The following is a 22,324-nucleotide window of genomic DNA, read 5'->3' on the forward strand; positions in this document are numbered from 1 at the left end:
CATAAAATTAAGCTCAAGACATTGATATGAAAAGATATTCAAAGGAAACCCGAACATCTCATATGGGTATCAAATGACAACCTATGCCAGCCGATAATATTTACGCTGAGAAGCGCCTGCCCAGCCCACTCCGCCATACCTGGCGGTTGTTTTATCGCGATACCACTGCGATGGTCGGCTTTTATGGCTTTATCGCCCTGCTGCTAATGTGCGTATTTGGCGGGTTACTGGCACCTTATGGCCTCGATCAGCAATTTCTCGGCTATCAGCTACTTCCGCCATCGTGGTCGCGTTATGGTGATGTCTCATTCTTTCTCGGCACCGATGATTTAGGTCGCGATTTGTTAAGCCGGCTGCTGAGCGGCGCGGCACCGACCGTCGGTTCGGCAATACTGGTGACGGTGTTGGCCGCACTGTGCGCCATGGTGCTTGGCGTGCTGGCCGGATTAACCCATGGCCTGCGCTCGGCGGTGATGAACCATGTGCTCGACACCCTGCTGTCGATTCCCTCACTGCTGTTGGCGATTGTGGTGGTGGCCTTTTTAGGACCACGGCTGGAACATGCGCTGCTGGCTGTCTGGCTGGCGGTATTGCCACGCCTGGTGCGCGCTATTTACAGTGCGGTTCATGATGAACTGGAAAAAGATTACGTGGTGGCCGCACGCCTTGACGGTGCCAGCAGCTTCAATATCCTTCGGCACGCGATACTGCCCAATATATTATCAATTCTGGTCACCGAATTTACCCGCGCATTGTCGATGGCGATTCTGGATATTGCCGCGCTCGGTTTCCTCGATCTCGGCGCGCAGCTGCCCTCACCGGAATGGGGGGCGATGCTGGGAGACTCGCTGGAGCTGATTTATGTTGCGCCGTGGACAGTAATGCTGCCTGGCGCAGCGATTATGATCAGCGTATTGATCGTTAACCTGCTGGGTGACGGTATCCGCCGCGCCATTGAAGCGGGAGTGGAATAATGCCGTTACTCGATATTCGCAATCTGACGATTGAATTTATGACTGCCGATGGCCCGGTAAAAGCGGTCGATCGCGTCAGTATTACCATGAGCGCCGGAGAAGTACGCGGGCTGGTCGGTGAGTCCGGTTCCGGTAAGAGCCTGATTGCCAAAGCCATCTGCGGCGTGACCAAAGACAACTGGCGCGTCACCGCCGATCGCATGCGCTTTGATGATATCGATCTGTTGCAGCTGTCGCCACGCGAGCGTCGACGCATCGTCGGGCATAATGTCTCAATGATTTTTCAGGAACCGCAATCCTGCCTCGATCCCTCGGAAAGTGTGGGTCGACAAATTATGCAGGCGATTCCGGGCTGGACCTATAAAGGCCGCTGGTATCAGCGTTTTCACTGGCGTCACCGCCGCGCCATTGAGCTTTTGCACCGCGTCGGCATCAAAGATCATCGCGATATTATGCGCAGCTTCCCTTATGAACTGACCGATGGCGAATGTCAGAAAGTGATGATTGCCATTGCGCTGGCGAATCAGCCGCGCTTATTGATCGCCGATGAGCCAACCAACGCCATGGAGCCGACCACCCAGGCGCAAATCTTCCGTTTGTTGTCGCGACTCAACCAGAACAATAACACCACCATTCTGTTGATCAGTCATGATCTGCAAATGATGAGCCACTGGGCGGACCGGATCAATGTGATGTACTGCGGGCAGACGGTAGAAACCGCCCAGAGCGAGGATCTGATCTCCTCGCCGCATCATCCTTATACGCAGGCGCTGATCCGCGCGATGCCGGATTTTGGTCGATCGCTGCCGCACAAAAGCCGCCTGAATACCTTGCCGGGGGCCATTCCATCACTGGAACATCTGCCGGTTGGCTGCCGTCTCGGCCCGCGCTGCCCTTACGCGCAGAAAAAATGTATTGATACGCCGCGTCTCACCGGCACCCGTTCGCACCTATATGCCTGTCATTTCCCGCTTAATATGGAGGGTCAGTGATGGTCGAAACCCTGCTTGAAGTGCGTAACCTGAGCAAAACCTACCGCTATCGCACCGGACTGTTTCGCCGTCAGCACGTCGAGGCGGTGAAAAGCGTCAGTTTCACCCTGCGGGAAAAACAGACGCTGGCAATTATCGGCGAGAACGGTTCCGGCAAATCGACGCTGGCAAAAATGCTCAGCGGCATGATCGCCCCCAGTGCGGGCGAGATGCTGATTGACGACCATCCGTTAGAGTATGGGGATTATGGCTACCGCAGCCAGCGTATCCGTATGATTTTTCAGGATCCGTCCACTTCACTTAATCCGCGAAAGCGCATTAGTCAGATGCTGGATTTTCCGCTGCGGCTGAACACCGATCTTGATGCCGCGGCGCGTGAAAAACGCATTATCGCCACGCTGCGCCAGGTCGGGTTGCTGCGCGATCACGCGGCCTACTATCCACATATGCTGGCTCCCGGCCAGAAACAGCGCGTCGGCCTGGCACGTGCGCTGATCCTGCAACCAAAAGTGATTGTCGCCGATGAAGCGCTGGCTTCGCTGGATATGTCGATGCGCTCACAGCTGATAAACCTGATGCTTGAACTGCAGGAAAAACACGGTATCTCTTATATCTATGTGACCCAGCACCTCGGCATGATGAAACACATCAGCGATCAGGTGATAGTGATGCACCAGGGCGAAGTGGTCGAGCGCGGCAGTACCGCCGACGTACTGGCCTGCCCGCTAAATGATTTAACCAAACGACTGATTACCAGCCATTTCGGCGAAGCCTTAACCGCCGACGCCTGGCGACGAGACCGCTAAACAACCGATGTTAAGCGCTGCAGAAATGCGGCTCTACGCTACTGTAAAGACTCGTGCTAGAATGCCGGGTCGATTCACGTCGGTCGCTCATTTATTGTTCAAAGCGGCCGCCAACAACAATGACCATAAGGATTACAGCTATGGGTTTTCTTTCCGGTAAGCGCATTCTGATTACTGGCGTTGCCAGTAAACTCTCTATCGCATACGGTATTGCGCAAGCGATGCACAAACAGGGCGCTGAACTGGCTTTCACCTACCAAAACGACAAACTGAAAGGTCGTGTGGAGGAGTTTGCTAAAGATCTGGGCTCTGACATCGTTCTGCCTTGTGACGTTGCTGAAGATGAGAGCATCAAAGCGCTGTTTACTGAACTGGCAAAAACCTGGCCAAAATTTGATGGATTCGTACACTCCATCGGCTTCGCTCCTGCTGACCAGCTGGATGGCGATTATGTTAACGCTGTGACCCGCGAAGGCTTCAAAATCGCGCACGACATCAGCGCCTACAGCTTCGTCGCCATGGCCAAAGAGTGCCGCGCGATGCTGAACCCGAACTCCGCCCTGCTGACCCTGTCTTACCTGGGCGCCGAGCGTGCAATCCCTAACTACAACGTGATGGGTCTGGCTAAAGCTTCTCTGGAAGCTAACGTGCGCTATATGGCGAACGCGATGGGCCCGGACAGCGTCCGTGTGAACGCCATCTCTGCCGGTCCAATCCGTACTCTGGCGGCGTCAGGCATCAAAGATTTCCGTAAGATGCTGTCCCACTGCGAAGCGGTAACCCCAATTCGTCGTACCGTGACCACTGAAGATGTCGGTAACTCCGCTGCCTTCCTGTGTTCCGATCTTTCAGCCGGTGTTACCGGTGAAGTTCTGCACGTTGACGGCGGTTTCAGCATCGCTGCAATGAACGAGCTGGAACTGAAATAAGCTTAACGGGCGAGGCTTGCCTCGCCCTGCTTTTCGCGTCAATCCTCCCGCGTCCTTTCTGTTATACCTTTCTGATATTAATTATCACTCAACAATCTTTTGTGCATTCCACCGCTTACGCCAGGATAGTTATGCCATCCAGGCCCGGCGTAACCGCATTTTTCTCTCCTTTAGCCAGTCGAACGTCCGGGTCAGTTAACTTGAAAAGGAATGACCATGGAGCAACGCCGTTTTTCGGGCAACAATCACTGGTATCACGAAACACAATCCAGTGTGGGCGCTAAGCAGGAGTCGCCGCTGGTGCCTGAAGCTGCGGAAGTGGAAGACCGTTTCCTGCTGGGTCTGTCGCAACAAGCCAGTACTTCGTTGCAGCCAATATTAAGCGGCCAGCATGAAATGTTGCAGGCTGCCCGCCATATCAGCGATATCCTGTTACTGGATACGCTTAATACTTCGCTGACCCACACGCTGACCCTGTATGACCGCCTCTGTACCGCGCTGACCGTCGCGCAGGTCACCGGCATTCAGCGCATGTGTAATCACTATGCGGCGCGACTGAATCCGCTACCCGGGCCAGACTCTTCACGCGAAAGTAATAACCGTCTGACGCAAATCACCCAATATTCACGCCAGCTGGCCAGCCAGCCGACGCTGATTGACCGCGCCGCGCTGCACCGGCTGGCCGAGGTCGGCCTGACCGAGCCGGATATTATTACCTTTAGTCAACTGATTGGTTTTGTCAGCTATCAGGCGCGCGCGATCGCCGGAATACAGGCAATGATGGCGTTGCCGGTGCGCTGGATTCCCGGCATTACAACCCCGCCGGATGCCGACAGCTCGCGCTTCAGCCAGCAAGCCGAGTGGCAACCGCAGCTGCCGCCGGTTGAACTGCGCTACGCCAGTGCCGAACAGCTCGAGGCGCTGACATTTTGCCAGCCGCAGCAGGCATTGCAGCACAGCGCCTGGCTGTTAGCGCACGATGCAAAAGCGCTGCATGGCTGGGCACTGCTGCTCAGCACGCAACAGCAGAACGAACATGACGCGCTGGCCAGCGTAGTGAGTGCGCGGATCAATGGCAGCAACAGCTGCTTCTGGCACTATCAGGGAGAGTGGCGCGAGGCGTTAATTCAGGGTATTGATGACGCGCTGACGGCCAGTAAGGCGCAGCCCGTTGCGCATGCGGTGATACAGGCAGCGGCCCAGCTCACCCGCGCGCCGGAAAGGTTCAGCGCGGCGCACCTCCAGCCGCTGGCGGAAAGCGGCTTCTCGCCGCCAGCGCAGCTTAAGCTGATTCACAGTGTGGCGCTGGCTAACTGGAATAACCGACTGATGCAAACGCTGGGCGGCTGAGTCATTATTCACTCAGCCAGCGACGCACCTCATCAAAAAAATGCTGAGCCAGCGGCGTGGCGCGCCCCGGCTCGGCGATTACCACCGCCGCGTGGCGCGTCATCGGCGCGATTAACAGCTGGCGACTTTTCAGTTCCGGCGTCATCGCTGGCAATAAGTGACCGGTTGGCGTAATCAGGCAACCCAGCCCAACCTGCACCGCCTGCAATAGCTGAAACACCGAAGTCGTTTCGAGAATCACCCGCAGCTGCAAGCCCGCCTCGCGAAAATGCCCATCAATGTAGCGGCGAAAATAACGGGTTGGCTCCGCCAGGCATAGCGGCAATGCTGACAGCTGCCCGAGCGTCAGCGGTTCGCTGTCGTTGAGCTGCGGAAAATGTTGCGGGTGATACAGCAGTTCAACGCCATTGTCCTTCAGCGCTTCCGCCTGAAAATGCAGCTCACGCAGCGTCGCCAGCTCAAAAAAACCGATTCCGACATCTACCGTATGGCTGTTTAACGCTTCCAGCAGCTGATCGGCACTCAGCACCGCCACCCGGTAATCAAGCTGCGGATAACGATCGCTTATCGCCTTCAGCATCAGCGGCAACGAGATGCTGCACTGCGGCACCACGCCAATCCGCAGCGTGCCGGTGACGCCATGCTTTAATGATTCGACTTCTAACTTGAGCCCCTGATAAACAGAAACAATTTCCCGCGCCCACGCCAGTACGCGCTCGCCTTCGGCAGTAAAGCCGGCAAAGTTGTTGCTGCGATTGATCAATGAAAGCCCAAGCTCACGCTCAAGATTTTTTAGCCGCATCGACAGCGTTGGCTGGCTGACAAAACTGGCCTCCGCCGCACGACCAAAATGGCGCTCACGCTCAAGATTCACCAGATAGATAAGTTGTTTTATATCCATTATTCTTATTTTTCAATTAATTATATTAGATCGGCGGTCGCAAAACGTATTACCGATCGCCTGACTATTGTATCCGCTAGCGGCAAAACGTTTCAGGATTTTATACCGGCAAATGTCCCACGTTTACCGGTTGCCGTAAACCAACAAACAGCCCGCAGCTTTGCCGCCCTTTCAGCCGCGCCGCAGGAGGATATTTTTCGTCAGATATTCAACGGTTTTCACGCTATTTATCCATCTGTTGTGGACAAAACTGGCCAGAATTCTGCTAATGTATGCGGCCCAAGTGCGAAAATTCTGGAACCGCCAATGTTGTCAACAATCATCTATCGCAGCCACCTTTCTGATGACGTGTCAGAACTGATACTGGAGGGGTTAGCTGGTAAAGCCAACAAAGTTAACAATGCATTTGATGTCACCGGCATTTTATTGTTTAACGGCACGCATTTTTTTCAGCTGTTAGAAGGCCCTGAAGATGCCGTGAACACCATCTATCAGCGTATCTGTCAGGATACCCGCCACCATAATCTGGTTGAGCTGCTGCGCGATTATGCGCCGTCACGCCGCTTCGGTAACGCCGGAATGGAGCTGTTTGATCTGCGAGAATATGACAAGGCTTCCGTTCTGCAGGCGGTGCTGGATAAAGGCACATCAAAATATCAGCTGACCTATGATGACCGTGCGCTACAGTTTCTTCGCACCTTTGTTGAAGCCAGGGAACGGGAAAATTATTTTGAAATCCCGTCGGCAGACTGCTGGGATTTTATTGTTGACGAGGCTGACAGCGTGCAGGAAGCGGATTTTATCCCGGCGTCAGAAGCGTACAGTTATGCCTTTCAGCCAATTATCGACCCGTTTGGTCGGCAGATCCTCTCGTATGAAGCGTTGCTTCGCCAGGCAGATGGCGGTTCCGCGCAGCACTATTTTTCTCAGTTAGCAGCGGATGATATTTACCGTGCCGACCTCGAATCCAAGAAACTGGCTTTTGCCATGGCAAAACAACTTGGCATCCACCAGCAAAGGTTGTCAGTAAACCTGCTGCCAATGTCACTGGTAGTGATTCCTGACGCGGTAGATTTCCTGCTGCGCGAGATTGCGGCCAACCAACTGGTGCCTGAACAGATCGTGGTCGAAGTCACAGAGAATGAAGTGATTTCACGTCCCGACGAATTTCAGACGGCGATTAAGCAGCTTAAAGCCGCAGGCATCAGCTTTGCCATTGATGATTTCGGTGCCGGATTTGCAGGGCTTTCGCTACTGGCGCGATTCCAGCCTGACAGGATTAAAATTGACCGCAATATCATTTGTGATGTGCACAAAAGTGGCGCAAAACAAGCGATTGTGCAGGCTATTGTCAAATGCTGTTCATCGCTGGAGATTGCGGTAGTTGCCGCCGGTGTCGACAAGCCCGAAGAGTGGATGTGGCTGGAAGCCGCCGGAATTTTCCATTTCCAGGGCGCATTGTTTGCCAAAGCGAAACTTAACGCCATCCCGGCGGTGGCGTGGCCAGAACAAAAATAACCCGGTCCGCGCACTGACTGCATTGCACAGTCAGTGCGCAGCGGGTTGAGCACACTATTAATCTAAGCGATAATTATTTTCATTTAGCTGGAAGTCGGGATGTCAGATTATTTATTACTGTTTGTAGGGACGGTGTTAGTTAACAATTTCGTGCTGGTGCAGTTCCTCGGGCTCTGCCCGTTTATGGGTTCCTCGAAGAAAATTGAAATGGCCATCGGTATGGGGCTGGCCACCACCTTTGTGCTGACCCTGGTGGCGGTACTGGCGTGGATTGCCAATCATCTGATTCTCACCCCGCTTGATCTGGGTTATCTGCGCATTCTGGTGTATATCACCGCCAGCGCGGTGGTGGTGCAGTTCACCGAAATGGTGATCCGCAAAACCAGTCCGTCGCTCTATCGCTTACTCGGCATTTTTCTGCCGTTGATAACCACCAACTGTGCAGTACTGGCCGTTCCCCTGTTAAGTACCAACCGCAGCCACGGCTTTTTCGAGGCGGCATTCTATGGTTTCAGTGCCGCAGTCGGCTTCTCAGTGGTGATGGTCTTGTTTGCCGCGATGCGCGAACGACTGGATCTGGCTAAGGTTCCGCTGCCGTTTAAGGGCTCGCCGATTTCGCTGATCACCGCCGGGCTGATGTCACTCTCTTTTATGGGCTTTATCGGGCTGACCGAAGCATAAGCTGCTGTCATCAGCTTGTGCCAAGCGCAGTCTTGACGTCATTGGCAATTTTCTCTACCTGTGGACCATAAATCACCTGAATATCGTGGTCGTTAATCCGGTTAACGCCATTGGCTCCGGTGGTCATCAGCGTTTGATCGACCACCTGCTTCATCTCTTTGACGCGCACCCGCAGCCGGGTAAAACAGCAATCGACGTCCTCGATATTGCCCTCACCACCCAGCCCACTGATAATCACTTTGGTACGCTCATCGGCGGCCACCGGCGTAGCCGTTACCCCCTCTTCCGACTCACGCCCCGGGGTTTCGACCTGCATACGTTGAATAATAAAACGGAAGCTGTAGTAATAGATCGGTGCATAAATTGCGCCCAGCGCGAGACTCCACCACCACTGGGTCTTACTGCCGCCGAGAATGCCAAATACCACCAGGTCAATTGCCCCACCCTGCACATTACCAATCATCAGATGCATCAGCGCCATCAGCATAAATGACAGCCCGGTCAGTAACGCGTGCAGGATGTACAGCACCGGCGAGACAAAAATAAAGCAGAACTCCAGCGGTTCAGTAATTCCGGTGGTAAATGACGTTAACGCGCCAGCCAAAACCAGCGCTTTCACCCGCTGTTTATGCTCTGGCCGCGCGCAGTGATAAATAGCCAGCGCCGCCGCCGGCAGGCCAAACATCATTACCGGAATTTTGCCCTGCGCAAGGAAGCGCGTAGCGCTGCGGATAATTTCATCAGGAATCATTCCAGGATGAGTAAGCGAGGCATTAAAGATATTCAGCGCGCCGACAATGCTCTGATTATCGACGGTGGCGATGCCGCCAATTGGCGTAAAGCGCACGGTTTCATTGAGAATATGGTGCAGCCCGGTCGGGATCAGAATGCTCTCAGCAGCGCCATAGAGAAATGCACCATATTGGCCGCTTTTGCCGATCAGCTCACCAACCCAGGCGATGCCCGCGCCGATAGTGGGCCAGACGGTTGCCAGCAGCACACCCGTCAGTGGCAGCACCACTACCGTGACTATCGGCACAAAGCGCCGTCCAGCAAAGAAACTGATCGCCGTCGGCAGTTGCTGGGTGTAGAAACGGTTGTGCAGCGCCACGGTTACCAAACCGGCAATCACCCCACCCAACACGCTCATATTGTAGGTAAAGATACCGAGCATCTGGATATATTCGGCTGAGGTCATCATTGCCGTGGTCTGATCCATGCCGGACTTTTGCAACGCTTCGGCGGTGGTGGTGGCCGCCGTTAATCCTTGTGCCGACAGCGTTGCGCTGACCCCGACATGCATGGCGATAAAGCCAATCACTGCGGCAAAAGCGGCAGTGGGTTTCTCGGCCTTTGCCAGCCCGATAGCACAGGCAACAGCAAAAAACAGCGGCAGATTAGTAAACAGCGCGGCGGCTATCTGACGGATAAAGCCAATAATCAGCTGGGGCGTTTTCAGTTGGGCAAAGGCTTCACCGGTAATCGCCGGATTTTGCATTGCTGCCGCCACGCCTAAAAATATCCCGGCTGCGGCAATTACCGAAATCGGCATCATCAGCGCTTTGCCGAAAGCGTGCACTTTACTGCCAAAATCTTTCATAACCCGCCCCTTTACCCGCCTGTTAAAGAACAATTATTAGCCAACAAATTAATAATCACGCTGAAATGAAACGCGGATCACCCGCGAAATTTGAGCAGCATCACAGTTTTAACCGCTGCGCGATAAACCGTAGCTATCGCACCATTAAGTCAATCAATTAGACAAAAATCAGAGTGAGTCGCAAACTTTCCCGCTATAAGCAGTAATAACTTCATAACAACTCATAAACATAAAAGCCTGCATTTATCATGAAATTTAAATCTGAGATTAAGCCCTATCAGGCCGCTGCTGGCGGCTGGGGTTCACTGGAAGCCACCACCCGTTTCGTTTTCGACAGCAAACAAGTGCTGAAAAACATGCGCAACCTGATGCGCATGAATAAAGCGAAAGGCTTTGACTGTCCGGGTTGCGCATGGGGCGACGACAATAAAAGCACCTTTAGTTTTTGCGAAAACGGTGCCAAAGCGGTGACCTGGGAAGCAACCCGCCGTTTCGTTGATGCGGAATTCTTCGCTGCGCACAGCGTCTCTGCGCTGTACCAGCAAAGCGATTACTTCCTTGAATATCAAGGGCGTCTGACTCAACCACTGCGCTACAACCGCGCCACCGACCATTATGAGCAGATCGGCTGGGATGACGCTTTCACATTAATTGCCCGCCATTTACAGGCGCTGGACAATCCCAATCAGCTCGAGCTGTACACGTCGGGTCGCGCCAGTAACGAAGCTTCGTGGTTGTATCAGCTGTTTGGCCGCATGTTCGGCACCAACAACTTCCCTGACTGCTCCAATATGTGCCACGAGGCCAGCGGTACTGGCCTGAAGCGCAGTATCGGCGTCGGCAAGGGCACGATTCGCCTTGATGATTTCGACCATGCCGATGCAATTTTCGTGTTTGGTCAGAACCCGGGCACCAACCATCCGCGCATGCTGCACAGCCTGCGCCACGCCGCCGATCATGGCGCGAAAATTGTTACGTTTAATACCCTGCGTGAACGCGGACTGGAGCGTTTTGCCGATCCGCAAAAACCGCTGGAAGTCGTGACATCAAAAGCGGGCACCATCAGTTCTACCTATTATCAGCCAAACCTTGGCGGGGATATGGCTGCGGTTCGCGGGATGGTGAAAGTATTAAGCGAAAGCCATCACGCTCGCGTTGCCGCCGGTGAGAAAGGTCTGTTTGATGAAGCCTTTATTCAGGCCAATACCGAGGGTGTTGATGCGTATCTGGCACAGGTTGCCGCCACTGAATGGGCGCAAATTGAACAACAGTCCGGCCTGACCGAGCAGCAAATTCGTGAAGCGGCGGTAATTTATCAGAGCGCAGAGCGCGTTATCTGCACCTGGGCGATGGGCATCACCCAGCATAAGCACTCGGTGGATACCGTACGGGAAATCGTTAATCTGCAACTGCTGTTTGGTCAGCTGGGTAAACCGGGCGCAGGCCTGTGCCCGGTACGCGGCCACAGTAACGTGCAGGGTAACCGCACCATGGGTATCGATGAGAAACCGTCAAAAGCCTTCCTCGACAGTATGGCAAACCACTTCGGTTTCGAGCCGCCACGTAATATCGGCCACAATACGGTTGAAGCGCTGGAAGCGATGCTGCGCGATGAAATTAAAGTGCTGATCGCCCTCGGTGGTAATCTCGCTGCGGCTGCGCCGGACAGCCCGCGCACCGAAGAAGCGCTCAGCCGCTGTGAACTGACGGTACAAATCAGCACCAAGCTTAACCGCAGCCACCTGGTTCCGGGCAAACAGGATGCGCTGATACTGCCCACTCTTGGCCGTACCGAGCAGGACATTCAGGCCAGCGGCCCGCAGTTTATTACCGTTGAAGACTCCTTCAGCATGGTTCACGCCTCTGAAGGTGTCGGTAAACCGCTGGCGGATACTCAGCGTTCAGAGACGTGGATTGTCGCCGGTATTGCCAATGCGGTATTGGGTAGTGACAAACTCGACTGGCAGGCGCTGGCTGGCAACTACGATCTGATTCGCGATCATATCGCCGCCACCATTCCAGGTTTCCAGAACTTTAACCAGCAGTGTGAACTGCCGGGTGGTTTTTACCTCGGCAATGCCGCAGCGGAACTGCGTTTTAACACTCTGAATAACAAAGCTCAGTTCAGCGCCGCCGCCTTGCCAGATTCACTGTTCCCGCAGCTGGGCGACACTGAGGTGCCTTTCACGCTGCAAACCCTGCGTTCTCATGACCAGTACAACACCACCATCTACGGCCTTGATGACCGTTACCGTGGCGTATATGGCCAGCGCGAGGTGCTGTTTATCCATCCGGATGATATGGCGGAACTTGGTCTGCAGGCAGGAGAAAACGTCGATATCGAAACGCTCTGGAACGACGGTATTACCCGTAAAGTGACCGGTTTCAAACTGGTGCCTTATGCCATTCCGCGCGGCAATCTGGCAGCCTATTATCCGGAAACTAACCCACTGGTCCCGCTCTCCAGCTTTGGTGACGGCAGTGGTACACCGACCTCAAAATCGGTACCGGTAAAAATATCGCTATCTCCGGTTGTCGCCAGTCAACGTATCGCCTGAACCGCATTCTCTCGGTTACAGCAGCAGGTCAGGCACCCCTGACCTGCACTTAAAAGCTCAATTCACCCTTGCCCGCAGGCGGTTAATCGCGTAAAACTGTCAGCCGCTCTTAGGCCACGAAAATAACTCATTATGTTCCAGGATAACCCGCTGCTCGCGCAGCTTAAAGAGAAGCTCCACTCCCAGACGCCGCGTGTTGAGGGTGTGGTTAAAGGCACTGAAAAAGGATTCGGCTTTTTAGAAGTCGATGCGCAAAAAAGCTACTTCATTCCGCCACCGCAGATGAAGAAAGTGATGCACGGTGACCGTGTGATCGCCGTGGTGCAGACTGACAAGGATCGTGAAATTGCCGAGCCGGAAAAACTGGTAGAGCCTTTCCTGACGCGCTTTGTTGGGCGTGTGCAGAAGAAAGACGATCGCTTATCCATTGTCCCCGATCATCCGCTGTTGAAAGATGCCATCCAGTGTCGCCCGGATCGTCAAGTACAGCACGATTTCCAGGCCGGTGACTGGGCGGTAGCAGAAATGCGTCGCCATCCGTTAAAAGGCGACCGCAGCTTTTATGCTGAGCTGACCCATTTTATCACCACTGCTGACGACCACCTGGCGCCGTGGTGGGTGACACTGTCACGTCATAATCTCGAGCGTGAAGCGCCGGATGTTGCCGCACCGACCGGAATGATTGACGAGCAGCTGGAGCGTGAAGATCTTACCGCGCTGGAATTTGTCACGATTGACAGCGCCAGCACCGAAGATATGGACGATGCGCTGTATGTGGAAGAAGCCGCCGATGGCGCACTGCGCCTGACCATCGCGATTGCCGATCCTACCGCTTATGTGCAGGCTGGCAGCAAGCTGGATGCCATCGCCGCTGAACGTGCTTTCACCAACTATCTGCCAGGTTTCAATATTCCGATGCTGCCGCGGCAGCTGTCGGACGACATCTGCTCGCTGCGCCCTGACGTACGTCGTCCGGTGCTGGCTTGCCGCGTCACCGTCGCTGCGGACGGCACGCTGGCTGATGATATTCACTTCTTCGCTGCCTGGATTGAGTCGAAAGCCAAACTGGTTTATGACAACGTCTCCGACTGGCTGGAAAACAGCGGTGAATGGCAGCCGGAATCTGACGCCATTGCCAATCAGATCCGTCTGTTACACCGTCTGTGTCTGGCACGTGGCGAATGGCGTCAGAACCATGCGCTGGTGTTTAAAGACCGCCCTGATTACCGCTTCCTGCTGGGTGAAAAAGGCGAAGTCCTCGACATCATTGCTGAACCGCGTCGTATCGCCAACCGCATCGTTGAAGAAGCGATGATTACCGCAAATATCTGCGCTGCGATAGTGCTGCGTGAGAAACTGGGCTTCGGCGTGTACAACGTCCACCTTGGTTTTGACAGCACCAACGCTGAACAAGCGGCGGCAATTCTTGCGGCTAATGGCGTGACCGTTGACCCCACCGCGATTGTTACGCTGGAAGGTTTCCGCGCGCTGCGTCGCGAACTGGATTCTCATCCGACTCAGTTCCTCGACAGCCGTATACGTCGTTTCCAGTCCTTTGCAGAGATCAGCACCGAGCCGGGCCCGCACTTTGGTCTGGGTCTGGAAGCCTACGCAACCTGGACCTCACCTATCCGTAAGTTCGGCGATATGATCAACCATCGCCTGCTGAAAGCGATTATTAAAGGCGAGCAGATTGCGCGTCCGGTAGATGATCTGACGGTGAAAATGAGCGAACGTCGCCGTCAGAACCGTATGGCGGAACGTGACGTTGGTGACTGGCTCTACTCACGCTATCTGCAAAAATCTGCTGGCACCGACACCCGCTTCAGCGCTGAGATTATTGATATCTCACGCGGCGGTATGCGCGTGCGTCTGCTGGACATCGGCGCGGTCGCCTTTATTCCTGCTCCGTTCCTGCATGCAGTGCGCGACGAAATGGTTTGCAGCCAGGAAAGCGGCACCGTGCAGATCAAAGGCGAAGTGGTTTATCGCGTTACTGATATCATTGATGTCACCATCGCCGAAGTGCGGATGGAAACGCGTAGCGTAGTGGCTCGCCCGGCGGTTTAAAGCAGTACTGCAACATCTCAGGGATGGCGTTCTCGTCATTCCTGTTGAGGATTTGCACCCCGCATCTTATCAGCACGGGAGTCGGAAACGGCTCCCCTGAACGATCCCTCCCCAGGTAAATCAATTACTTTAGCTGTAGCTCACACTTTTCTGCTGATTCACTTTCATTAACAAACCATTACATTACTTTTAACTTGTTGCTAAATCTGATCCTTTCCCTCTGGACCAAACAAGGAGTTGTGTAATGAAAAACGTCAAAACCGGAGTTATCTGGTTAGTTGTGGCGTTAATCGGTGCCTTTGCCTTTGGCATGTTGGCAGTCAGTCGCGGCGAGCATGTCAACGCCGTCTGGCTGGTGATTGCCGCCGTTTCCTGCTACAGCATCGCCTACCGCTTTTATAGCCTGTTTATTGCCCGCAATATCTTCGAGCTGGACGATCGCCGTCTCACTCCTGCCGAACGCCTTAATGACGGGCTGGATTATGTGCCGACCAATAAATGGGTGCTGTTTGGTCACCACTTCGCCGCGATTGCCGGTGCCGGGCCGCTGGTCGGGCCGATACTTGCCGCACAAATGGGCTTCCTGCCGGGCACCATCTGGATTCTGGTCGGCGTGATGCTGGCGGGTGCGGTACAGGATTTCTTGATTCTGTTTATCTCTACCCGCCGCGACGGTCGCTCTCTGGGGGAAATGGCAAAACAGGAGCTCGGTGCCTTCGCCGGGGTCATCACTATGCTTGGCGCGCTGGCGGTGATGATTATCATTCTGTCTGCACTGGCGCTGGTGGTGGTAAAAGCCCTGGCAGACAGCCCATGGGGTCTGTTTACCATTGCCGCAACCATTCCTATCGCGCTGTTTATGGGCGTTTATATGCGCTTTCTGCGGCCGGGAAAAATTGCTGAAGTCTCGATCATCGGCTTTGTGTTAATGATGGCGGCGATTATCTACGGTGGCGATATCGCCCAGCATCCTTACTGGGGGCCGTTCTTTACCCTGAAAGGCACGTCACTGACCTGGGTGCTGGTGATTTATGGCTTTATCGCTTCGGTACTGCCGGTCTGGCTGCTGCTGGCACCGCGTGACTACCTCTCCACCTTCCTGAAAATTGGCGTGATCGTCGGCCTGGCCGTTGGCATTGTATTTGCCGCGCCGGAAATGAAGATGCCCGCGGTATCGCGCTTTATCGACGGCAGCGGCCCGGTGTTTTCCGGTGCGCTGTTCCCGTTCCTGTTTATTACCATCGCCTGTGGTGCCATCTCTGGTTTCCACGCGCTGGTGTCCAGCGGCACAACGCCGAAACTGGTTGAGCGTGAAAGTCATATTCGCTTTATCGGCTATGGCGCGATGCTGATGGAGTCGTTCGTCGCCATCATGGCGCTGATCTGCGCATCCGTTATCGACCCAGGCGTCTACTTTGCCATGAACTCTCCTGCGGCGCTGATTGGCATCACGGTAGAGAGCGCCTCACAGGTAATTAACAGCTGGGGCTTTGTGGTGACGCCGGAAATGCTCAGCGGTATTGCCCGCGACGTTGGCGAAAACAGCGTGCTGTCACGCGCCGGTGGTGCACCGACCTTTGCCGTCGGTATGGCGCATATTATTACCGAGGTGTTTAACAGCCGCGCCATGATGGCCTTCTGGTATCACTTTGCCATCCTGTTCGAAGCGCTGTTTATCCTCACCGCGGTTGATGCCGGTACCCGCGCCTGTCGCTTTATGGTGCAGGATCTGGTCGGTACCGTAGTGCCATCGATGGCCAATAACCGTTCATGGTTGGGTAACCTCTCGGGAACCACCGTCGCGGTCGCCGGCTGGGGATTCTTTGTCTACCAGGGGGTAATCGATCCGCTGGGCGGCATCAATACCCTGTGGCCGCTGTTTGGTATTGGTAACCAGATGCTGGCATCAATGGCGCTAATCCTTGGTACTGTGGTGCTGTTTAAAATGAAAAAACAGCGCTATGCGTGGGTCACCATCCTGCCGACGGTGTTTCTGTTTATCACCTCGATGACCGCAGGCTGGCAGAAGATTTTCCACGAAAAACCGAGTATTGGCTTCCTCGCGCAGGCGAAGAGATTCTCAAAAGGCATTGAAGATGGCGTGATGATTGCCCCCGCCAAAACCATCGCCGATATGCAGACTATTGTGCTGAGTAATCAGATCAATGCGGCACTGTGCGGCTTCTTTATGCTGGTGGCGATCACCATGCTGGTCTCGGCCTGCTTTGTCATTCGCCGTGCGCTGAAAAGTAGCGTGCCGACTATGCATGAAGCGGAGATCTCACTGCGCAAGGAGGGTCGTCATGCCTGATGCTATCCATGCGCGTCGAGCGCTGACCGGCGTGCCGCAGCTGCTTCGCTGCCACCGGTTAATCACGGCGCCACCACCAGCCGAGCCGTTATCGCTAAGGTTAATCGTTAAACGGCTGGCGCAATGTTTTCGTCTGATGGTCGGCGTACAGGACTATCAAAATTATCTGCGCCATATGCAGGCGCAGCATCCGCTGACCCCACCCATGAGTGAGCGTGACTTTCATCGCTACTGCCTGGAAGCACGTTTCCCCAGCAAAGCGGGAAAACTGGGTAAGTGCCCCTGCTAATCGTCAGCCCCCTCGAACAGAGGGGGCTTTGCGACATCCTCTATCAACGACGTCAGGCCGCCCTCACTTTGTTCGGTTAACGGCGTAGTCTGTACATGCAAGCGATAACGTTTACCGTTATTTTCCAGCACCAGGCCGTGGTATTTATCCTCCAGCCAGTTAAGCGACTTCAGATAGATTTTTTCCCAACCGCTGCTGCCTCCGATAAGTTGATTATTCGCGCCTATGGCGGTGCCGTCCTCAAGCATCATGACGGTATGGGACGTCAGGGTAATATTGGGCTGGGGATCGACATCAATAAATACCATTCTTGCGGCAGGCTCCGCCCTCTCAAGCTGTTCCAGCGAATGAATCACCTTGCTCGCCTCACCGAGAAAGTATCGGTAATTCCCGGACTGCGTTGACTCTCGCAACTTGCTGGCTACTGACTGGCTGATAAATCCGGCACTGGCCTGTAAATTGATCAGCGGTATCCACGGCGCATTATCACCACCCGCCAGTGCCTGTTGCGAGGTTTCAAACTCCGGCAGCAGAATATAATGTTTCGCCAGGCTCATCAGCTCGTGCAGTGCGAATGCGTCATCAATCAACAGTGGGCTGACAGGTATTGGCCGCTTACCCAGCGGGGCCAGAACCTGTTTAACCTGATCGGTGATATCATCGGGTGCCAGCACAAATAAAATATCTTCGGCGGCAAAAGTATCATTGAGCTGATTATTTTCCATCTGCGCCTCGGTGCTGTTAAGGGCGAAAATCAGCGGCACTTTCAGGTGATAACTGTTTTTCTCCAGCCAGCGCGCACCGCTTTCAAGCCGGGAAAGCCGCATTTTCGCCAGCGTGACATTTTGCTCTTTCGCCTGCTTCAGGAACAGATCATCAAATCCTGGCGCATACAGGCTGCTGACTTCCGCCGCCGTGCCTGCCGCAATAATCTGATCGGGGGGATAACCCTGGATACGGTTTTGCTCGAATAGCGCCTTTGGCGCGGCAAAGTTAGTCAGAGTAACATTACCCTGATTATCGCTACTGATACCGCGTATATCGCTGGCAACCAGCAGATACTCTCCGGCAGGCAGTGCCGCTGGCCGCTGGCTAATCTTTTTATTGGCCAGCACGTTAAGCTTTTTCCCCATGGCATCAAACCCCTGGATATAACCTTTAGCAAACAGATCGCCAAGCTTCAGGCTAATTAAATCAGTGATGATTATCATCCCATGTTTATTGATACTCTCTTCTTCAAGAGAATGAAGCGACTGGCGCCATATCGCCTGGCTAGCATCTATTTCAGACAGCGCAGCCCGTTTTGCTAAGGCTTTATACCAGTCAGGTTGCAGGATTATCGAGTCAGAAGACAGAGATATCAGCATCGACCTTCCCGGCACCAGAGGATTAAATCGTGCACGAGCCTGAGACAATGTATTAAACCACTCAACGCCGATCGCTTTATTCTGATTCAGAGTAAATAAGCGTTCTTGCCAGCCCTCTTCACTACAAATTGATCTCCCCAACGGATCGCTGGCTTTAAAATTCTCGGCAGTAAATTCGATGATGGTATCGTCTATTTCACAGAGTTCTGCATCAATATCAGGCTTAGGCGATTTCACCCTGGCGATATAACGAAGAGCAGGCTGCGCATCACCGATACTGCTCCAGCTGGCCACCGCGCCAATCTCTACTTTATGTCCACGAGCCTGCAAGTAGTGCTGAACAACTTCGGCAAAATTACCCTGCTCAGCCGTCATCATTTTCGGTTGCAACAACTGTTTATGGTGCTGGTTAATATATTGTGCAAAGTCAGCCAGCTCATGTTTAATCTGGCTGACCGGTGCCGGATACCTGGCATCAATAAACGAAAACGGATAATGTTTACCAAAGGGTTCAGCCGGTAAGGTTAAGCCAGCAATGCGACGAATTTCTCTTTTATAAGCCGAAAATACCTGTTTAGCATGTTGAATAATTTGGTTGGATACTGTTTCCGGCAATTTATCCCAGCCAATTTTAATCACCTTGCTGCCCTGCCTGAACAGGCCAACTATCGTTCTGGTACCATACTGAGTCACCAGGTAACGCCCGCCTTCACCCAGTAATACCAGTGCGGCGTCAATATAGGCTCTTTGTGCTTCTTCCGGGCGATCGGCGGTGATAGCTTTCACCAGTCCGGGAAAAACAGACAATGTAGAGGTAAACGTAAAACTGGCTTTCCAGCTGGAAATCGCCGCGAAGATTCCCCTGCCCATGCTCGTCAACCCTGCTACCGGAGCAAGAGTGGCCGGCACGGTTAAAATACTCACCAGCGTGGAGATAGTGTCCAGGACTTCAATGGCACTGTCGCGAAAGTGCTCAACGTTGGATTTTACCAGATAATCCATATCAGATTTGAGCGTAGTCACCAGGCTGGTCAGACAATCCTCGTGATGATTACGGCTTTTTATCAGCACCAGCATACTTTTATCTACGTCAGGCGCTATCCACTCTCTTTCAGTACGAAGCTTACCCGACACCCTGATAGCATAATATCCTGACGTATTGATTTTAATCTTGTTATCACTAATTTCTGCCCGTTCGGAGGTCAGGCGCGCTTTAATTGACATATTTTTTTCAATTAAATCGAGTAACTTTTCAGCCTTGCCACCATGGTATAAACAGAGAAACTCAGCCGGGTCGATCCTGACTGAATAAGCACTTTTGTCCCACATGGAAAGAATAATACCTTTACTGAAAGAATCCGTTTCCGTCGCGATAAAAATCAGATTAGTTAACCGTTCCCCTTGCCAGACCAGGCGAAAAAATCTTTTCTGACTTACCGCCTCGCGTACCTGTTGATTAGTCATCTCACTGCGATTTTGTTTATTCTTTTCATAAAAAGCATCCAGTGCGTGCTCGAAGGTTTTTTGAAATAAACTCAGTACCCCCTGTTTTATCACGCCCTCAGTGAGAGCCTCTTCCAGTTCACGCATATACAGCGCCTGCATATCAATTTCCAGCAGTCGCTGTTTCAGCTCACTGCTGACGCCAGCAGGAAAAATAAAATTCATACTCTCATAGCGAAAATGCTTACGTAAATATTCCCGGGTGACAATATCCATAACGGTGTAGTTGCCGAGAGATTGCAAAGTACCGGCATAACCCGGCATCGGAATATGCTGCCGGCCATGACTTGACGGCAACCTGACCGCAATATTGACCGGCGTGCGGGCGTTGATTTTAGTGGTATCCCCCCTGAACTCTTTGACGATCAGATCCACTTTATCGGTTAACCATTTATGCACATCCCATACCGGAGATTGAATTTTCAACAGAATATCGGTCATTTCATTTAAACTGGCTCTGCCGATGCCTGTTCCGGCCAGCCAGGTGGCCTGCTGATTGTTAGTGCTCTGCCAGTCCATATTTTCTGCGCTATCAATATCAGCCACCGGTCTGTACAGAATAAAACCTTCAATTTCCTTGCGCAGGGCATTGCTCCACTCTGGATGAAAATTAAGCGTCAAATGCGGTTGGCTGCCCTGCGCTTCATCGATCATGTGCAGCGCCTGCTCCAGCGGTAACACCTTGTCGCGGATTTCCCCCTGATACTGTTGAGTTACGGTAACCCGTGAATATTTCGTTAACTGTTCGCGATATGTCAGCAGCAGTGACTGATAGAAATCATCGACAGTAAATGACGATGCCAGCCGTTGACGTTGATTTTTAAACCGCGCAGGTAGCTCTGATTTCTGCGCGCTGGCGGCGGATAACGGCCAGGCCGAGCCCGTGGAAACCGGCGTAGCCTGCAGCCTGGGGTGCTGCCATAGCGTCTGATAACTGAGGCCGCCCAGCCAGCCGCTGGCGGGCAGGCTGTCAGCCTCAGTTGCAGCAGAATCAGCTGACAGAATGTTATTTATCCTGTGTAGCCGATCTGCGAGCTTGATATCCTGCTGCGCTGGGATCGGAAACGAAGCAGATAGCATTAGCCTTGAGGCCATCTGTCTGAGTTTGTCAGCAGACGGCTCCCCGGCTGACGGCGGCAAAGCGATCAGCGTATCTCCCGGCCCGGCTAACGCTGTCACGGTCTGGGGCCGTGGCAAGGTAGACGGAATCGTCACTCCCTGCAGCCGTACAGGAAAATCTCCACTCTCTATCTGCAAACGTGAAGCTACCTTTCCCGTCTCATCCAGCACCAGTGAGCGCCAGAACTGCACACCCGCCAGCGGCTCTGCTTTAACTGAACGGTTTGTCGCTGACGGCGCACAGCCCACCGCCAGATTCAATGGCTGCATTTCTCGCTTAAGCAACTCGATACAGGTATTGGCCTCGACTAACAGATCGGTATCGGCCACTCCCGCCATATTCAGAGCGCTGTTCACCAGCCAGCCATCGGCAGGCAGCGTCGATACCGGGGCAGTTGCAGGGAATATATCGGAGGTGACGCTTATGTTGGGTGGCTGCCCGGCAGTGACGCTTCTGGCAGGATGCAGTAATGGCTGCATACCATCACTGCCGTGCAGATCGTCCAGCCGCCTTTCCAGCCAGCCGTTGATACAGAGAAACAGGTTTTTATCCGAAGTTGCACGGCGGTGACTACCCGTCAGTGATGGCTCGCTATCCAGCGTGCCAAGCCAGTGGTGTAAATGGATTCTCAGTTCTGCCTCCAGCGTATTCAGCCCCCCCTGCCGCCGGACCTGCCACAACACCTGAATAGCCCATACCACCATCGGCAGTAAAGGATGGATCTTATTCAACTGGTCGCTGAACACTTTCAGCCGCAATAGCGCTGGCAGCGCATTTTCACCGATGCCGTTACTTTGCCTGGCTGCGGCCTGATTAATTTCATCAACCAACAGCTGATACAACGCCGGCTGGTTTTGTTGCAGCCGAAAAAAGCTGTCCAGCTCCAGTGCTGATGGCTTCAGACCCAGCGCCAGGCTGGCTAAAGCGCACAACTGCTCTGCGCCAAGCAGTGGTTGTGGTATCGCGGGTAACCAGCGTTTGAGGGAGTGAAAGCGATCACTTTCGCCACTGGTACGCATTATTGCCACTGCATCTGCTTGCTGTAAGCGGCGGCGAATAGCGACAACAAATTCTGCGGCGGTGTGCTGCGCCACGCCGTAACGAGCACCGGCCTGATTAAACGCCAGTTGATAATCCTGTGCGGGTGGAGCAACCGACAAACTAAACGAAGTGTTTATCACCGCAGTCAATAAGTTGCCCCATACGCTGCGCCCACGCTGATTTTCTGCTGACGCAACTGAGGTCGTGCTGGCCAGCTGCGCAACGCCAACGCCAGGCTGAAAGGAGGTAGGTTTCACAATAATCATCCATTACAAGGGGTAACGCTCCAGGTACATCCTTTAATTCGACCGGTT

14 protein-coding genes are annotated in these 22,324 nt (G+C 53.7%); 11 read left to right on the forward strand and 3 right to left on the reverse strand.

Annotated elements, in window-relative coordinates; all coding sequences use genetic code 11:
• The first annotated feature begins 83 nt into the window (after positions 1–83).
• The 5 genes from sapC (at position 84) to RIN69_RS12340 (ending at position 5,051) form a co-directional block, all read left to right on the forward strand.
• On the forward strand, positions 84–974 hold the full coding sequence (gene sapC, locus RIN69_RS12320; RefSeq protein ID WP_313852135.1) for a putrescine export ABC transporter permease SapC: 891 nt from the start codon (positions 84–86) through the stop codon (positions 972–974).
• A complete protein-coding gene (gene sapD, locus RIN69_RS12325; protein WP_313852136.1) occupies positions 974–1,966 on the forward strand; it encodes a putrescine export ABC transporter ATP-binding protein SapD in 993 nt (330 codons plus the stop codon). The genes sapC and sapD overlap by 1 nt, the downstream gene beginning before the upstream one ends.
• The gene (gene sapF, locus RIN69_RS12330; RefSeq protein WP_313857731.1) at positions 1,966–2,772 is read left to right on the forward strand and encodes a putrescine export ABC transporter ATP-binding protein SapF; all 807 of its coding nucleotides are present in this window, start codon (positions 1,966–1,968) and stop codon (positions 2,770–2,772) included. Before sapD ends, sapF begins: the two co-directional genes overlap by 1 nt.
• A 140-nt stretch (positions 2,773–2,912) precedes the next feature.
• Positions 2,913–3,701 (forward strand): enoyl-ACP reductase FabI, encoded by a 789-nt coding sequence (fabI, locus tag RIN69_RS12335; RefSeq protein ID WP_313852137.1) that lies wholly within the window; start codon positions 2,913–2,915, stop codon positions 3,699–3,701.
• A gap of 216 nt (positions 3,702–3,917) precedes the next feature.
• Complete coding sequence (locus RIN69_RS12340; RefSeq protein WP_313852138.1) at positions 3,918–5,051, forward strand: CMD domain-containing protein; 1,134 nt, start codon at positions 3,918–3,920, stop codon at positions 5,049–5,051.
• Positions 5,052–5,055: 4 nt separating this feature from the next.
• Here the strand turns inward: RIN69_RS12340 and RIN69_RS12345 are convergent, their stop codons facing one another.
• Complete coding sequence (locus tag RIN69_RS12345; RefSeq protein WP_313852139.1) at positions 5,056–5,952, reverse strand: LysR family transcriptional regulator; 897 nt, start codon at positions 5,950–5,952, stop codon at positions 5,056–5,058.
• A gap of 306 nt (positions 5,953–6,258) precedes the next feature.
• Here RIN69_RS12345 and RIN69_RS12350 point away from each other — a divergent pair, with 306 nt between their 5' ends.
• Together RIN69_RS12350 and rsxA are read left to right on the forward strand one after the other, a co-directional pair.
• Positions 6,259–7,470 (forward strand): diguanylate phosphodiesterase, encoded by a 1,212-nt coding sequence (locus tag RIN69_RS12350; RefSeq protein ID WP_313852141.1) that lies wholly within the window; start codon positions 6,259–6,261, stop codon positions 7,468–7,470.
• Between the two features lie 99 nt (positions 7,471–7,569).
• Positions 7,570–8,151, forward strand: a complete 582-nt coding sequence (gene rsxA, locus RIN69_RS12355) for an electron transport complex subunit RsxA (RefSeq protein ID WP_313852142.1) — start codon at positions 7,570–7,572, stop codon at positions 8,149–8,151.
• Between the two features lie 10 nt (positions 8,152–8,161).
• On the opposite strand, the gene RIN69_RS12360 is transcribed toward rsxA, so the two are convergent.
• Positions 8,162–9,751 (reverse strand): PTS transporter subunit EIIC, encoded by a 1,590-nt coding sequence (locus tag RIN69_RS12360; protein ID WP_313852143.1) that lies wholly within the window; start codon positions 9,749–9,751, stop codon positions 8,162–8,164.
• Between the two features lie 248 nt (positions 9,752–9,999).
• Between RIN69_RS12360 and RIN69_RS12365 the strand changes: the two genes are divergently transcribed.
• The 4 genes from RIN69_RS12365 (at position 10,000) to RIN69_RS12380 (ending at position 16,979) form a co-directional block, all read left to right on the forward strand.
• Positions 10,000–12,309, forward strand: coding sequence for an FdhF/YdeP family oxidoreductase (locus RIN69_RS12365; protein WP_313852144.1), 2,310 nt, complete (start codon positions 10,000–10,002; stop codon positions 12,307–12,309).
• Positions 12,310–12,441: 132 nt separating this feature from the next.
• Positions 12,442–14,379 carry an exoribonuclease II gene (locus tag RIN69_RS12370; RefSeq protein ID WP_313852145.1) on the forward strand — a complete coding sequence of 646 codons (1,938 nt, stop codon included), beginning with the start codon at positions 12,442–12,444 and terminating at the stop codon, positions 14,377–14,379.
• Between the two features lie 244 nt (positions 14,380–14,623).
• Positions 14,624–16,690 (forward strand): carbon starvation CstA family protein, encoded by a 2,067-nt coding sequence (locus tag RIN69_RS12375; protein WP_313852146.1) that lies wholly within the window; start codon positions 14,624–14,626, stop codon positions 16,688–16,690.
• Complete coding sequence (locus RIN69_RS12380) at positions 16,683–16,979, forward strand: YbdD/YjiX family protein (RefSeq protein ID WP_313852147.1); 297 nt, start codon at positions 16,683–16,685, stop codon at positions 16,977–16,979. Before RIN69_RS12375 ends, RIN69_RS12380 begins: the two co-directional genes overlap by 8 nt.
• On the opposite strand, the gene RIN69_RS12385 is transcribed toward RIN69_RS12380, so the two are convergent.
• Complete coding sequence (locus tag RIN69_RS12385; RefSeq protein ID WP_313852148.1) at positions 16,976–22,267, reverse strand: hypothetical protein; 5,292 nt, start codon at positions 22,265–22,267, stop codon at positions 16,976–16,978. The genes RIN69_RS12380 and RIN69_RS12385 overlap by 4 nt on opposite strands.
• Positions 22,268–22,324: the final 57 nt, after the last annotated feature.

Source organism: Winslowiella toletana (assembly GCF_032164335.1).
In the GTDB taxonomy this organism is placed as follows: Bacteria; Pseudomonadota; Gammaproteobacteria; order Enterobacterales; family Enterobacteriaceae; genus Erwinia; species Erwinia toletana_A.

Excerpts from the sequence above, each read along its gene's own strand:
- sapC (WP_313852135.1), top strand. The coding sequence starts at position 84 with ATGCCAGCCGATAATATTTACGCTGAGAAGCGCCTGCCCAGCCCACTC.
- sapD (WP_313852136.1), top strand. The coding sequence starts at position 974 with ATGCCGTTACTCGATATTCGCAATCTGACGATTGAATTTATGACTGCC.
- sapF (WP_313857731.1), top strand. The coding sequence starts at position 1,966 with ATGGTCGAAACCCTGCTTGAAGTGCGTAACCTGAGCAAAACCTACCGC.
- fabI (WP_313852137.1), top strand. The coding sequence starts at position 2,913 with ATGGGTTTTCTTTCCGGTAAGCGCATTCTGATTACTGGCGTTGCCAGT.
- RIN69_RS12340 (WP_313852138.1), top strand. The coding sequence starts at position 3,918 with ATGGAGCAACGCCGTTTTTCGGGCAACAATCACTGGTATCACGAAACA.
- RIN69_RS12345 (WP_313852139.1), bottom strand. The coding sequence starts at position 5,952 with ATGGATATAAAACAACTTATCTATCTGGTGAATCTTGAGCGTGAGCGC.
- RIN69_RS12350 (WP_313852141.1), top strand. The coding sequence starts at position 6,259 with ATGTTGTCAACAATCATCTATCGCAGCCACCTTTCTGATGACGTGTCA.
- rsxA (WP_313852142.1), top strand. The coding sequence starts at position 7,570 with ATGTCAGATTATTTATTACTGTTTGTAGGGACGGTGTTAGTTAACAAT.
- RIN69_RS12360 (WP_313852143.1), bottom strand. The coding sequence starts at position 9,751 with ATGAAAGATTTTGGCAGTAAAGTGCACGCTTTCGGCAAAGCGCTGATG.
- RIN69_RS12365 (WP_313852144.1), top strand. The coding sequence starts at position 10,000 with ATGAAATTTAAATCTGAGATTAAGCCCTATCAGGCCGCTGCTGGCGGC.
- RIN69_RS12370 (WP_313852145.1), top strand. The coding sequence starts at position 12,442 with ATGTTCCAGGATAACCCGCTGCTCGCGCAGCTTAAAGAGAAGCTCCAC.
- RIN69_RS12375 (WP_313852146.1), top strand. The coding sequence starts at position 14,624 with ATGAAAAACGTCAAAACCGGAGTTATCTGGTTAGTTGTGGCGTTAATC.
- RIN69_RS12380 (WP_313852147.1), top strand. The coding sequence starts at position 16,683 with ATGCCTGATGCTATCCATGCGCGTCGAGCGCTGACCGGCGTGCCGCAG.